This window comes from Anaeromyxobacter terrae, from assembly GCF_022690685.1.
Lineage (GTDB): Bacteria > Myxococcota > Myxococcia > Myxococcales > Anaeromyxobacteraceae > Anaeromyxobacter > Anaeromyxobacter terrae.
The window spans coordinates 52783-65659 of record NZ_JALCYY010000008.1; the positions used below are offsets into that span (position 1 = coordinate 52783).

The window sequence follows — 12877 nt, forward strand, 5'->3', positions numbered from 1 at the left end:
GGCCCCGCCGCCGGGCGGGGGGCCCGCGGGGCGCGCCCGGGGGCGCCCCCGCCACACCCCCGCGACGCCCAGGGCGAACCCGAGGAGGGTCGGGAACGCCGCAGGCCCGGGAACGCCGGGCATCTGGAAGAGCGCGGGGATGTTCCGCGCCTGCCAGATGTACCCGAGGGCCACGAGCGTGAACACGAGCCCCTCGAGGCGGGCGCGCGTCACGAGCTTCTTCGCAGTCACCATGTCGTCCTCCGGGCCGTCCTGGCGGCGCCTACTTCACGAACCCGAGCTCCTTGAGGAGCGCCTGGTACCGCTGCAGCTCGTCCCTGGCGTAGGTCGCGAACTCGACGCCGAACCGGTTCACGCCCTCCCACCCGAGCCGCTCGCGCTCCGCGACCCACTCCGGCGATGCGACCATCGCCTTCACGGTCTCGGTCCAGAACTTCACCGCCTCGGGGGACGCGCCGGGGGCCATGTAGAACCCGCGCCACACCGGGAAGGAGACCTTCACGCCCTGCTCGTAGGTGGTCGGCAGGTCCTTGTGCTTGGAGGAGCGCTTGTCGCTGACGATTCCGAGGCACCGGATCTTGCCGGCCTCGAGCTGCGCGCTCGCCTCGGCGAGGTCGATGCTCGCGACGTCGGTGTGGCCGCCGAGCAGCGCGGTGATCGCCTCGCCGCCGCCCTGGAACGGCACGTAGACGAGCTTGGTCGCGTCCACGCCGATCGCCTTCGCGAACACCGCCGTCTTCACGTGGTCGAAGCTGCCGGGCGCCGAGCCGCCCGCGAAGGACACGGAGGCGGGGTTCGACTTGAGCGTCGCCACGAGGTCGGCGAGGGTCTTGAGCTTCGAGTCGGCGCGGACGAAGAAGCCGCCGTACTCCGCGGCGATCTGGGCGATCGGGATGACGTCGGCGTAGGTGTGCGGCGTCCGGCCGGCCGCCATCGTGAACGAGAGGGAGTTCGACGCGGCGACGATCACGTCCCCGTCTCCCTTCCGCTTCGCGACGACGTTCGCGATGGCGACGGCGCCGCTGCCGCCCGGCATGTTCGTGACGTACATCGTGCTCTTGAGCGTGCTCCGCTTCTGCAGCACGGCGGCGGTGGTCCTGCAGATCGTGTCCCAGCCGCCGCCGGGGTTCGCGGGGGCGATGCACTCCGGCCGCTCCGGCGAGAAGCCGGCCGCCGAGGCGGTCGTGGCGGCGGTGACGACGGCGAGCGCGGCGGCGCCGAGCGCGGCGCGGCGGGCGAGGTTCGAAGGGAGGGGGATCATGCGGTCTCCGGTGGTGGTTTGCAGCTCCACCCGGAGCCTACGGACGGCAAGCTGTCGGGATGCTGTCGCGACTCCCCACCCGCGGCGTCCCGTCCGTCCGGGTGGCCGCCGACGGCGTCAGCCGGGCCGGGAGGTGGCGCCCGAGCGCGGCGCGCGCCGCGTCAGCGCTCGGGCGGAACGCCGCGCCAGCGCCGGAGGAAGTCGGCGCGCTTCGACCCGTCCAGGAACACGAGCAGGCTCGGCCCCACGTGGATCGGCTTGAGCCGCGCGCCGAGCTTCGCGGAGAGCGCGGCGACCGTGTCCTCGCCCTGGACGTCCGTCCGGATCGAGAAGAGCGCGCAGCGCGAGGCCAGCACCTCCTGGCCGCGCCGGGAGAGGATGTAGTCGAGGAACACCTTCGCGGCGTTGGGGTGCGGCGCGGTCCGCGAGATGAGCGCGATCCGCGAGGTGGCGAGGACGTAGTCCTTCGGGAAGATCACGGCGAGCTCGGGGTGCTGCCGTGCGGCGTGGAGCGCGTAGGAGCCGTTCACGTTGAAGGCGAGGAGCTCGCGGCCGGCGTGGACCGCCTCGATCATGCTGGAGCTCGTCGCATGGAGCGCGAGTCCCGCGCGCGCGTACGCGTGGAGCGTCTCGGGGAAGGCCGGGTCGATGCGGCTGTCCTGGGTGAGGATGAGATAGCCGATGGCGCTGCGCTCGGGGTCGCCGGTGCCCACGCGGTCGCGCACCCGCTCCCCCTGCGCCTCGAGCCAGCGGGCGAGCTCCGCGTGCGAACGCGGCGCCTGCGCCTCGGAGAGGCGGCGCCGGTCGTGGATGAACACGAAGGGCTCGAGGGTGGTCCCGAAGGCCTCGTTCCGCCAGACCGCCCAGGGCGCGAGCCGGGCCACCTCCGGGCTCTCGTAGGCCTGGGCGTAGCCGTCGTTGGCGAGCTTCATCTGGAGATCCATCGCAGGACTCCACAGGACGTCCGCGACCGGGGCGTTCGAGGCCACCTCGTCGAGGAACCGCTCGTTCATCGTCCGGGTGTTGAGGTCGTGGTACTCGACGGAGATCCGCGGGTACAGCGCCGAGAAGTCCTCGAGGAGCGGCGCGATGATGTCCGCGTCGGTGGCTGCGTAGACGACCACCTTCCCCTCCCGGATCCCGCCGGCGATCACCCCGGCGGCGGTGGAGGGCGAGTCATCCGCGCGGGCGGCCGCGGCGCCTGCGACGAGCGCCGCGGCGGCGAGGGCGGGGAGCTGACGCAGGCGGCGGCGCACGCACGGGCATGATGGCACGCGGGAGCGCCGCCGGTCACGCCACGCGCCCCGCCGACTCACGGCGACGCTGGTTCGGCGCCGGTCGAGGGGTGATAGTACTCGTCCCATGCGGCTCCTCGTCGTCGAGGACAACCTCGAGCTCGGGCGCAGCGTCGAGAGCGCCTTCCGCGCGAAGGGCCACGCCGTGGACCGCGTCGAGAGCGGCGACGACGCGGACAGCGTGCTGCGCACCCACCAGTACGACCTCGTGATCCTCGACCTCGGCCTCCCGGACCTCGACGGCCTCGAGGTCCTGCGCCGGCTCCGCAGGCGGGGCTCGCGGGTGCCGGTGCTCGTCCTCACCGCGCGCGACGCGCTCCAGGACCGCGTCCAGGGCCTGAACCTCGGCGCCGACGACTACCTCTGCAAGCCTTTCGCGGTGGCCGAGCTGGAGGCCCGGGCGGGCGCCCTCATCCGCCGCGGCGTCGGCGGGGCAGCGGCGGTGCTCACTCACGGCCGGCTCACCCTCGACACCGGCGCCCGCATCGTCCAGGTGGACGGGAAGCCGGTCGATCTGCCGCGGCGCGAGCTGAACGTCCTCGAGGTCCTGCTCGTCCACCGCGGCCAGGTCGTCGCGAAGCAGGCCCTCCACGAGAAGCTCTTCGGCTTCGACGAGGAGGCCGGGGTGAACGCCGTGGAGATCTACGTCCACCGCCTGCGCAAGAAGCTCGAGCCGGCCGGCCTCCGCATCCGGACCGTGCGCGGGCTCGGCTACCTGCTGGAGGGCCCGTGACGGCGGGGCCGGGGCGAACGCTCCGGGCGCAGCTCCTCGTGTACCTCCTCGTCCCCCTCGGCCTCCTCTGGACCGTGGACGCCCTCCACACCTTCCTCACCGTGCGCGCGGCCATCAACGCCGCGTACGACCGGGCCCTCTACGCCTCCGCCCTCGCCATCTCGGAGCGCGTCACGCTCTCGGGGACCACGCCGGTGGTGGACATCCCCCCGGTCGCCCTGGAGGTGCTCGACACCGCCACCCACGAGCGCCTCTTCTACCGGGTGGGCTACCGCGTCGGCGAGGGAGCGGACGTCTTCGTCACGGGCTACCCCGATCTTCCCGAGCCAACCGCCGGGCCCTCGGGCGCGCCGGTGTTCTACGACCAGCGCTACCGCGGGGACGAGGTGCGCGTCTCGGCGCTCCGCACCGACTTCCCGAGCGAGCCCCGGGTGACGGTGCTCGTCCAGGTCGCCGAGACCGTGGGCGGGCGCGGGGGGCGTACCCAGGCGCTCGTCGCGCGCGAGCTCGTGTCGCAGCTCCTCCTCATCGCCCTCGCCGCGGGCACCGTGTGGCTCGGGATCGCTCGCGGCCTCCGGCCGCTCACGCGGGTGAGCCGCGACGTCGCCCATCGTTCCGCGGTGGACCTCACCGCCATCGCGCCGCAAGACGTGCCGCAGGAGGTGGCGCCCCTCGTCTTCGCGGTGAACGACCTCATGGCGCGCCTGCGAACGACGATCGCCGCGCAGCGCCGGTTCATCGCCGATGCGTCGCACCAGCTTCGCACGCCCCTCGCGGTCGTGCAGGCCAAGGCGGAGCTCGCGCTGCGCGAGGAGGACCCCGAGGCCGTCATGCTCGCCCTCGCCGACGTCCACGAGCACTCGAAGGCGACCACGCACCTCGCCACGCAGCTCCTCAGCCTCGCGCGCGCGGACCCCGAGCAGGCGGGGGAGACCTGCGTCCTCGACCTCGTCGCGCTGGCGCGGCAGGCCTGCGCGTCGCTCGTCCCCTACGCGTTCGCCCGCGACGTGGACCTCGGGTTCGAGGGCCAGGGCGAGCTCCGCGTCGTGGGCCGGGAGCACCTCCTCCGCGAGGCGCTCGCGAACCTCATACAGAACGCCGTGCACTACGGCATGACCCCGGGCACCGTGACGGTGAGCGTCTCTCGCAGGGACGGGCGGGCGGTGCTCGCCGTGGAGGACGACGGCCCCGGCATCCCCGAGGCGGAGCGCAGCCGCGTGGTCGAGCGGTTCTACCGACGCCCCGGCACGCGCCGCCCGGGCGCGGGGCTCGGCCTCGCCATCGTGAAGCAGATCGCCGACGGGCACGACGCGACCCTGCACCTGCTCGACGGCGCGGGCGGCCGGGGGCTGCGCGTCGAGCTGCGCTTCACCGAAGCCACCTGACGCCGCCGCCCTCGCGCCGGCTGCGCGCGCGGCGCGAGGCATCCGCGCCGCGCGGAGCGCGACAGCTTTGTGAAAGTTTCGACCCGCTAACGTGTGCCTCGCATTCCCCGCTGCCCAGCCAGACCTGGGAAGGAGAGCACGCATGAACCCGAGGTGTCTCGCCGTCATGCTTCTTGTCGCAGTGGCAATGCCAGCGACCGCCCGCGCAGGAGCCAAGGTGAAGATCGACGACGAGACGTCGCTCGAGCTCGGGCTCAGGCTGCAGTCCCAGTTCGTCTCGACCGAGGCGGACCGTGACGGCGACGGGTCGTTCGAGAGCCAGAACGACTTCAACATCCGGCGCGCGCGCGTCAAGTTCCGCGGGAACTACGGCGCGTGGGCGACCGCGTACGTTCAGGGCGACTTCGAGGAGCTGGGCGGGACGTCCGCGGACATGCGCATCATCGACGCCTACGTCCTGCTCAAGCCCCACAAGCTCGCGTGGCTCTACTTCGGCCTCAACATGGCGCCGGCGATCCGTCAGAACGTCACGAGCTCCGGCGCCTTCATGGCCCTCGACCGCCCCGCCATCGCCTACAAGGCCCTGACCTGGGGCGGCCGCGCCAAGTACGCGTTCACGAACACGACGTTCGGAGACTCGAACGCCAAGCTGAACTCGGCGGCCCGGGCCCCGGTCCGCGACCTGGGCGCGACGCTGTTCGGCAACTACTCCGTCACGCCGAAGGTCCACCTCAAGTACTACCTCGGCGTCTACGATGGCGTGCAGGCCGCCGGCGCCGACGCCCTGCGGCTCACCGGGCGCGCGCAGGTGAACTTCTTCGATCCCGAGACCGGCTACTACAACGACGGCACGTATCTCGGCGAGAAGAGGACGATCGGCGTCGGCGGCTCCTACGACCGGCAGAACATGGTCGCCCTCGACCAGGCCACGGGGAGCAAGGTGGACTACGAGCTCTTCTCGGTGGACGCGTTCGGCGAGGTCCCGCTTCCCGTCGGCGTGGTGACCGCCGAGGCCGGGTACGTGAACCTCGACCTGGGCGGCGGCGAGACGCTGGCCCGGGCGGCCGCGACGCCCGTCGCCCTCGGCAACGCCTCCCGCGCGCAGGGCGACGGGTTCTTCGCGCAGGCCGGCTACCTCCTGAAGAACTTCCAGCCTTGGGTCAACTACGAGCAGTGGAGCAGCGACGCGACCGACGACCGGGGGAGCTTCAAGGCCTACCGCGCGGGCGTGAACTACTTCCTCAAGGGGCACGGGGCCAAGGTCGTCGCGGGCTTCGAGCGCTTCGATCCCGACGTCCCGCTCTCGGCGTCGCAGGACAAGATCGACTCGTTCGTCGTCGGCGTCTACCTGGACTACTGAGACCGGCCGCCCTCGACGACCCCGCGGTCGAGGCGCGGGCGCTCGCGAGAGCTCGACGTGGTTGCGCGCGGGGACCGAGACCCCGGGGCGGCGCCAGCCGGCCGCCCCGGGGCCCCGGATTCCATCGACGAGGTGTTCATGCGCCGCACGCTCGGGTACTTCAAGGGCTCCTTCCTCTTCACCGCTGCCGGCCTCGCCCTCGGCGCGCTCGTCGGCTGGCGCAACCACGGCACGGCCGCCGGCGTGGCGGCCACGCTCTTCGTCATCGCGGTGCTCGGGGTCCTCGAGACCTCCATCTCCTTCGACAACGCCGTGGTGAACGCGACGGTGCTCCGGGACATGACGCCGGTCTGGCGCCGGCGCTTCCTCACCTGGGGCATCGCCATTGCCGTCTTCGGCATGCGGATCGCCTTCCCCCTCGTCGTCGTGAGCGTGGTCGCCTGGGTCGGCCCGCTGGAGGCGCTCCGGCTCGCCGTCCTCGAGCCCGCCGAGTACGCGCGGATCCTCGGCAGCGCGCACGTGCTCCTCGGCGCCTTCGGCGGCGCGTTCCTCGGCATGGTCTGCCTGAGGTTCTTCTTCGACGCGGAGAAGGACGTTCACTGGGTCGCCTGGATCGAGCGGCGGCTCGCGCGCCTCGGCCAGGTCGAGGCGATCGCGCTCGCCGTCGTGATGGTCGTCCTCTGGCTCTTCTCGAGGATCGTTCCGGCCCCCGAAGCCCACGGGTTCCTCGCGGCCGGCGTCCTCGGCCTCGTCACCTTCATCGCCGTGGACGGGATCGGGGCGGCCATGAAGGCGGGGCCGGAGCGCATGCGCGACGTGCACCGGGCGAGCGCGGCGAGCTTCCTCTACCTCGAGGTGCTCGACGCGAGCTTCAGCTTCGACGGCGTGATCGGTGCCTTCGCCCTCACGAACGACCTGTTCGTCATCGCCATCGGCCTCGGCATCGGCGCGATGTTCGTCCGGAGCCTCACGGTCCTCCTCGTGGACCGCGGGACGCTCGGGTCGTACCGGTACCTCGAGCACGGCGCCTTCTGGGCCATCGGCGCCCTCGCGATCCTCATGCTGGTGGGGACCGTGGTGCACGTGCCAGAGGCCGCGACGGGGCTCCTGGGCGCGATCCTCATCGGGCTCTCCCTCTGGTCGTCCGTGCGGCACCGCGCCAAGGAGGCGGCCGCGGTGGCGGGCGGGGAGCACGGACCCTCGCCGAGCACCGGGCCCGCGGTCGCGGAATGACGCGGGCGCTCTCGGCCTCGGCCCCCGCGCCCGCGCGCCGCGTCGCGGGACTCCTCGCCACCTACGCGCTCGGCGCGGTGGGCGGGGCCGCCGCGCGGGCGCTCCACGTGCCGCTGCCGTGGCTCCTCGGTCCGCTCTTCGCCACCGGCGCCGCGAGCCTCGCCGGGGCGCCGCGCTCCATCCTCCCGGCCTCGCGGCAGCTCGGGCAGGCCGTCATCGGCGCGGCCCTCGGGCTGTACTTCACGCGCGAGGTGCTCGCCGTCGTGGCGGGCGCCCTGCCCTGGATGCTCGCGGGCTGCGCGGCCGCGGTGGGGGCCGGGGTCGCGGGCGCGCGTCTCCTGTCCCGGCGCGCGGGCCTCTCCGACGCCACCGCGTTCTTCGCGAGCATGCCCGGTGGTGCCGCGGAGATGGCGGTCCTCGGCGAGCGGGCGGGCGGGGACCCCTCGGTCATCGCGGTCGCCCAGGCGCTGCGCGTGCTCGTCGTCGTCACCGTCGTCCCCCTCGCCCTCACCCTGGCCGGCGCCCGCGGCGCCGACCCCTGGGCCCCGGCGGCCCTCGCCACGAACGCGGCCGGGCTCGCGCGCCTCGCCGCAGGCTGCGGCGCGGCGGGTCTCCTCGCCCACCTCCTCCGCCTCCCGAACGCGTGGCTGCTCGGCTCGCTCGCGGCGAGCGCGGCCGTGACGGCGGGCGGCCTCGGCGCGAGCTCAGTCCCGCGCCCCCTCGTCGACGCCGCCCAGGTGCTCATGGGCTGCGCGCTGGGGAGCCGCTTCGGGCGCGAGAGCTTCCGGGGCGCGGGCGCGCTCGTGACCGCGATCGTCCTCGCCATCGGGCAGGGCGTGGCCCTCCTCGCCCTCTTCGCCGTCGTCCTCTCCCCGGCGTCGGGGCTCTCGCCCTGGACCCTCATCCTCGCCACCGCGCCGGGAGGGATCGCCGAGATGTGCCTCACCGCCCGCACCCTGCAGCTCGGCGTGCCGCTCGTCACCGCCTTCCACGTGCTGCGGCTCGTCGTCCTGCTCACCGCCGCGCCCCTCGCGTTCAGGGCGTGGCAGCGAACGCGGGCGGTGGACCCTCACCCGAAGACCTCGAGGCGGTGATCGCCCGAGGCGGGCCTGGCGAGGCCCGAGGCTAGCGACCCCACCGCCCGAACGCGCGCCCGAGCCGCGCGACGCCCTCGGCGATCCGCGCGGGCGAGCTGTGGGTGAAGTTGAGCCGGAGCGTGGCCTCGCCCTCGCCCTCCGGGTGGAACTCGCCGCCGGGCACGAACGCGAGCCCCTCCGCCAGCGCGTGCGTGAGGAGCTCCGCCGCGTCGCCGCCGTCGGCGATGCGCGCCCACAGAAACATGCCGCCCCCGGGGCGGTTCCAGGTGAGCCGCTCCTCGAGCGTCGCCAGGCCGCGGTCGAGCGCGTCGCGGCGCGCGCGGTACTCGCGCCGGAGACCCTCGACGTGGCGCGCGAACCCCTCCTGGCCGAGCAGGTCGAAGAGCAGGTGCTGGCCGAGCGAGTTGGTCTGGAGATCCGTCGCCTGCTTCGCGAGGACGCAGCGGCGGACGATGGCGGGCGGCCCGAGCAGGAAGCCGACGCGCAGGCCTGGGGCAGCGATCTTCGAGAAGCTGCCGAGGTACACGGCGCGCGAGGGGTCGTGTCCGAGCACGACGGGCGGGGGCGGTGCCTCGTCGAACCAGATGTCGCGGTACGGATCGTCCTCGAGCACGATCACGTCGGAGCTGCGGAGGACCTCGCGGACCTCGCGCCGGCGCGCCTCCGGGTAGCAGACGCCGCTCGGGTTCTGGAACGTGGGCGTGAGGTAGAGGAGCTTCGGGCGGCGCCGGAGCGCGTCCGCGAGCGCTTCGGGCCGGAGCCCGTCGGCGTCGCAGGGCAGGAAGGTCACGCGCGCCCCGAAGAAGCGGAACACCTGGAGCGCGCCGAGATAGGCGGGGGTCTCGACGAGGACCTCGTCGCCCGGATCGAGGAACAGCTTCGCGAGGAGATCGAGCCCCTGCTGCGAGCCCTGCGTGACGAGGACCCCGTCGTCGCCGAACGCGCTCGCGGGGAACGGCACCCGCCCGAGGATGCGCGCGCGCAGCCCCGCGTGCCCCTCGGTCTCCGAGTACTGGAGCGCCGCCGGCCCGCGCGGCGACGCGAGCAGCTCCCGCGCGAGCGAGGCGAGGGCCTCGGTCGGGAAGAGCTCGGGCGCCGGCAGACCCCCGGCGAACGAGATGACGTCGGGGCGGGCGACGACGCGCAGGATCTCCCGGATGGCGGAGCTCTTGAGCGACGCGACGCGCGCGGAGAACGGGTACCCGGGGGCGTCCGGCATCCCCCGAGTCTAGGCCATCCGGCCCGCGATCGCGCGCCTGGCGTCCGCTCGCTCAGCGCCGGTGCGCTGCGCGCCGCGCCTCGGCCCGCTCGGCCTTGGCGATCCGGGCGCGCTGCTTCACGGCGATCACGTAGAACCGCTCGCGCAGCGCCGCCGCCTCGAGCTCGGAGAGATCGCCGTGGCGGCCGCGCTCCGCCTCGCGCCGCTCGACCGCCTTCGCGAGCGAGATGGCCGCCGCGACCGAGACGTTGAGCGACTGCACGAACCCGCGCATCGGGATGGCGTACGAGGCGTCGGCGAGGGCGAGCGCGTCGTCCGACACGCCGCGGTGCTCGTTGCCGAAGACGAGCGCGACCTTGCCCGCGAACGGCAGCGCGTCGAGCGAGCGCGTCCCCTCGCCGAGGTGGGTGACGTAGATCGAGAAGCCCTCCTCCTTGAGGTGCGCGAGGCACTCGCGGGTGGAGGTCCAGCGCCGGACGTCGAGCCACTTGTCGGCGTTCTGGCTGATCTTCTTGTTGCGGTCGTAGGGCTTCATCGGCCCCTCGATCGCGTGCAGCTCCTGGATCCCGAACGCCTCGCAGGTGCGGAGGACGGCGTTCACGTTCTGCGGATCGCAGAACGCCTCCATCACCACCGTGAGGGTCCGGGTGCGGCTCGCCACCACCGCGTCGATGCGGGCGCGTCGCTCCGGGACGAGGAAGCCCGGCCCGCCGGGCTCCGTCGCCTCCGTGGCCTCCGGCGCCCGCTCGGCGCCGGCGTCGCCCCGCCGGCTCACTTCTCGGCCCTCGGCTTCCCGAGCCGGCGCCCGCGCCCGCCCCGCCGCGGCCTCGCCTCCTCGAAGAGCGCGCGGCCCACGGCGTCGAGCAGCTCCGGCAGCCCCTCGCCCGTGACCGCCGACACGAGGTGCACGTCGATCGGCTGCTTTCGGCGCGCGAACGCCTTCTTGAGCTTCTCCCCGGCGGCGCGCGCCTCGGGGATGTCGATCTTCGTCACCGCCAGGATCTGCGGCTTCTCCGCGAGCGCCGGCGAGTAGGCTTCGAGCTCGCGGTTGATCGCGTCGTGGTCCGCCTTGGGCGAGCGGCCCTCCTCCGGGTTCGCGCCCTCGACGAGGTGCACGAGCACGCGGCAGCGCTCCACGTGGCGGAGGAACTGGTGGCCGAGCCCGGCGCCCTCGTGCGCCCCCTCGATGAGGCCGGGGATGTCGGCGACGACGAAGCTCTTCTCCCCGCGCCAGGAGACGACGCCGAGGTTCGGGACGAGCGTCGTGAACGGGTAGTCCGCGATCTTCGGCCGGGCGCGGGAGATGCGGCTGATGAGGGTCGACTTGCCGGCGTTCGGGTAGCCGACGATGCCCACGTCGGCGAGGAGCTTCAGCTCGAGGACGAGCTCGCGCTCCTCGCCCGGCGTGCCATCCTGGGCGTAGCGCGGCGCCTGGTTCGTGGACGACGCGAAGTTCATGTTGCCGAGGCCGCCGCGCCCGCCCTTGGCGATCACGATCCGCTCGCCCTCGGCGCCGAGATCCGCGACGAGCTCCCCGGTGCCGGCGTCCTTCACGACCGTGCCCGGCGGCACGCGCAGGACGAGCGGCTCGCCGTCGCGGCCGTTCATGTCCGAGCCCTGGCCGTGCTCGCCGCTCCGCGCGCGGTGCTCGCGGACGTAGCGGTAGTCGAGCAGCGTCGAGAGCTGCGGATCGACGACCAGCACCACGTCGCCGCCGTTCCCGCCGTCGCCCCCGGCCGGCCCGCCGCGCGGGATGAACTTCTCCCGCCGCCACGCGACGGCGCCGTTGCCGCCGTCGCCGGCCTTCACGTGGATGCGGACCTCGTCGACGAACTTCATGCGGAGCCTTTTACAAACGCGAACGCCGCGGACCTGGCTGGCCCGCGGCGCCGTGATGAGTGGAAGCCGCTCGTCCGCCAGGGCGGACCGGACGGCGGAGCGCTACGCCCCCGGGACGATGGAGACGAAGCGCCGATCGCCGCGGGCGCGGCTGTACTTCACGGTGCCGTCCACGAGCGCGAAGAGCGTGAAGTCCTTGCCCATCCCGACGTTCGGGCCGGGGTGGACGAGGGTGCCGACCTGGCGGACGAGGATGTTCCCCGCCACGACCTTCTCGGACCCGTAGACCTTGATGCCGCGGTGCTGGCCGGGAGAGTCACGGCCGTTGCGCGAGGAGCCCTGTCCCTTTTTGTGAGCCATTTTCTACTCCACCTGAACCCGGAACCGGGTCGTCGGGGGCGCGAGCGTTACGCGCGCACCGTCGTGATGAGGACCTCGGTGTACGGCTGCCGGTGGCCCCGCTTCTTCGTCCAGCCTTCCTTCTTCTTGCGGAAGTGGACGACCTTCTTGTGCTTGTCCTGGGCGACGATCTCGCCCTCGACCGAGGCGGACGCGACGACCGGCGCGCCGATCTTGGCCTCGCCCTCTCCGCCGACGAGCAGCACCTCGAAGCTGATCTTGCCGCCGACGTCGCCCGCGAGCTTCTCGACCTTGAGCCGATCGCCCTGCGCGACGCGGTACTGCTTCCCGCCGGTCCGAATCACCGCGTACATCGCCTTCTCCTCGAAATCTGGGAGGATTTCACCAGCGCGCGGCCGCGAAACGGCGCGCCTCCGGGCCTCCGGAAGGGCGGTCATATACGATCAGGCCGCCAGGGCTGTCAAGGAATCCCGGGGCTTGGAAAGGTGGGATCGCCTGCCTCCCCGCCCCACATTGCGCCGGGCGTCCGATCACCCGATCCTGCCGGCCTTATGCGAAAGCTCACGCTCGCTCTCGCCGGGGCGCTCCTCCTGCCGGCGATCGCCGAGGCCCAGCTCCGCGCCTCGGCGGGTATCAGCTTCGATCTGCCGGTGGTGCTCCCGCAGCTCGTCGTCATCCAGCCCGGCGTGCAGGTCGTGCCAGACTGCGATCACGAGGTCTTCTACACCAACGGCTACTACTGGGCCCGCGAGGACGACGTCTGGTACCGCTCGCGCTCGCACCGCGGCGGGTGGGTGATGGCGCCCGTCCGCACCGTGCCGGTCGCCCTCGTGAGGGTCCCGCCCGGCCACTACAAGCACTGGAAGCCGGAGAAGCACGGCGGGCCGGGCCCGGGCCGCGCCTACTATGGCGGCCGCCCGCAGCCCGCGCCCGCGTACTACCGCGGCGGCGAGCGCGACTACGATCGCCACGATCACGATCGCGGCGACTGGGACGACGATCACGGCCGCGGCGGCCACGGCAACGGGAAGCACAAGGGCAAGCACTAGCCATCTCCATCGCGCTGCCCCGAGGGCCACGTTCGCTTAATCGAGC

13 protein-coding genes are annotated in these 12877 nt (G+C 73.2%); 6 read left to right on the forward strand and 7 right to left on the reverse strand.

Going from position 1 to position 12877, the window contains the following annotated elements; all coding sequences use genetic code 11:
- Positions 1 to 262 precede the first annotated feature (262 nt).
- Together MNY62_RS05405 and MNY62_RS05410 are read right to left on the reverse strand one after the other, a co-directional pair.
- Complete coding sequence (locus MNY62_RS05405; RefSeq protein ID WP_242343086.1) at positions 263 to 1261, reverse strand: Bug family tripartite tricarboxylate transporter substrate binding protein; 999 nt, start codon at positions 1259 to 1261, stop codon at positions 263 to 265.
- 161 nt (positions 1262 to 1422) lie between these two features.
- Positions 1423 to 2517, reverse strand: coding sequence for an ABC transporter substrate-binding protein (locus MNY62_RS05410; RefSeq protein ID WP_242343087.1), 1095 nt, complete (start codon positions 2515 to 2517; stop codon positions 1423 to 1425).
- 106 nt (positions 2518 to 2623) lie between these two features.
- Between MNY62_RS05410 and MNY62_RS05415 the strand changes: the two genes are divergently transcribed.
- The 5 genes from MNY62_RS05415 to MNY62_RS05435 all read left to right on the forward strand — a co-directional run bounded on the left by MNY62_RS05415 (position 2624) and on the right by MNY62_RS05435 (position 8361).
- On the forward strand, positions 2624 to 3289 hold the full coding sequence (locus tag MNY62_RS05415) for a response regulator (RefSeq protein ID WP_242343088.1): 666 nt from the start codon (positions 2624 to 2626) through the stop codon (positions 3287 to 3289).
- A complete protein-coding gene (locus MNY62_RS05420) occupies positions 3286 to 4674 on the forward strand; it encodes a sensor histidine kinase (protein ID WP_242343089.1) in 1389 nt (462 codons plus the stop codon). The genes MNY62_RS05415 and MNY62_RS05420 overlap by 4 nt, the downstream gene beginning before the upstream one ends.
- Before the next feature lie 217 nt (positions 4675 to 4891).
- Complete coding sequence (locus MNY62_RS05425; protein WP_242343090.1) at positions 4892 to 6034, forward strand: OprO/OprP family phosphate-selective porin; 1143 nt, start codon at positions 4892 to 4894, stop codon at positions 6032 to 6034.
- A gap of 138 nt (positions 6035 to 6172) precedes the next feature.
- Positions 6173 to 7267: a DUF475 domain-containing protein gene (locus tag MNY62_RS05430; protein WP_242343091.1), complete on the forward strand. Its 1095-nt coding sequence runs from the start codon at positions 6173 to 6175 to the stop codon at positions 7265 to 7267.
- The gene (locus MNY62_RS05435) at positions 7264 to 8361 is read left to right on the forward strand and encodes an AbrB family transcriptional regulator (RefSeq protein ID WP_242343092.1); all 1098 of its coding nucleotides are present in this window, start codon (positions 7264 to 7266) and stop codon (positions 8359 to 8361) included. The genes MNY62_RS05430 and MNY62_RS05435 overlap by 4 nt, the downstream gene beginning before the upstream one ends.
- A 31-nt stretch (positions 8362 to 8392) precedes the next feature.
- Here the strand turns inward: MNY62_RS05435 and MNY62_RS05440 are convergent, their stop codons facing one another.
- From MNY62_RS05440 to rplU, 5 genes are all read right to left on the reverse strand, one after another.
- Positions 8393 to 9583, reverse strand: coding sequence for an aminotransferase-like domain-containing protein (locus MNY62_RS05440; protein WP_242343093.1), 1191 nt, complete (start codon positions 9581 to 9583; stop codon positions 8393 to 8395).
- Between the two features lie 52 nt (positions 9584 to 9635).
- Entirely contained in the window at positions 9636 to 10358 is a 723-nt protein-coding gene (locus MNY62_RS05445) for a TrmH family RNA methyltransferase (RefSeq protein WP_242343094.1), read from the reverse strand.
- A complete protein-coding gene (gene obgE / locus MNY62_RS05450; protein WP_242343095.1) occupies positions 10355 to 11422 on the reverse strand; it encodes a GTPase ObgE in 1068 nt (355 codons plus the stop codon). Before obgE ends, MNY62_RS05445 begins: the two co-directional genes overlap by 4 nt.
- A gap of 102 nt (positions 11423 to 11524) precedes the next feature.
- Positions 11525 to 11782: a 50S ribosomal protein L27 gene (rpmA, locus tag MNY62_RS05455; protein WP_242343096.1), complete on the reverse strand. Its 258-nt coding sequence runs from the start codon at positions 11780 to 11782 to the stop codon at positions 11525 to 11527.
- Positions 11783 to 11829: 47 nt separating this feature from the next.
- Positions 11830 to 12135: a 50S ribosomal protein L21 gene (gene rplU / locus MNY62_RS05460; RefSeq protein WP_242343097.1), complete on the reverse strand. Its 306-nt coding sequence runs from the start codon at positions 12133 to 12135 to the stop codon at positions 11830 to 11832.
- A gap of 198 nt (positions 12136 to 12333) precedes the next feature.
- Between rplU and MNY62_RS05465 the strand changes: the two genes are divergently transcribed.
- Entirely contained in the window at positions 12334 to 12831 is a 498-nt protein-coding gene (locus MNY62_RS05465; protein WP_242343098.1) for a hypothetical protein, read from the forward strand.
- The last annotated feature ends 46 nt before the right edge of the window (positions 12832 to 12877 follow it).

What these genes read in the sequence shown, in the direction of transcription:
- MNY62_RS05415 (WP_242343088.1), top strand. Translation starts at nt 2,624, where the DNA reads ATGCGGCTCCTCGTCGTCGAGGACAACCTCGAGCTCGGGCGCAGCGTC.
- MNY62_RS05465 (WP_242343098.1), top strand. Translation starts at nt 12,334, where the DNA reads ATGCGAAAGCTCACGCTCGCTCTCGCCGGGGCGCTCCTCCTGCCGGCG.
- rplU (WP_242343097.1), bottom strand. Translation starts at nt 12,135, where the DNA reads ATGTACGCGGTGATTCGGACCGGCGGGAAGCAGTACCGCGTCGCGCAG.
- MNY62_RS05440 (WP_242343093.1), bottom strand. Translation starts at nt 9,583, where the DNA reads ATGCCGGACGCCCCCGGGTACCCGTTCTCCGCGCGCGTCGCGTCGCTC.
- MNY62_RS05405 (WP_242343086.1), bottom strand. Translation starts at nt 1,261, where the DNA reads ATGATCCCCCTCCCTTCGAACCTCGCCCGCCGCGCCGCGCTCGGCGCC.
- obgE (WP_242343095.1), bottom strand. Translation starts at nt 11,422, where the DNA reads ATGAAGTTCGTCGACGAGGTCCGCATCCACGTGAAGGCCGGCGACGGC.
- rpmA (WP_242343096.1), bottom strand. Translation starts at nt 11,782, where the DNA reads ATGGCTCACAAAAAGGGACAGGGCTCCTCGCGCAACGGCCGTGACTCT.
- MNY62_RS05430 (WP_242343091.1), top strand. Translation starts at nt 6,173, where the DNA reads ATGCGCCGCACGCTCGGGTACTTCAAGGGCTCCTTCCTCTTCACCGCT.
- MNY62_RS05435 (WP_242343092.1), top strand. Translation starts at nt 7,264, where the DNA reads ATGACGCGGGCGCTCTCGGCCTCGGCCCCCGCGCCCGCGCGCCGCGTC.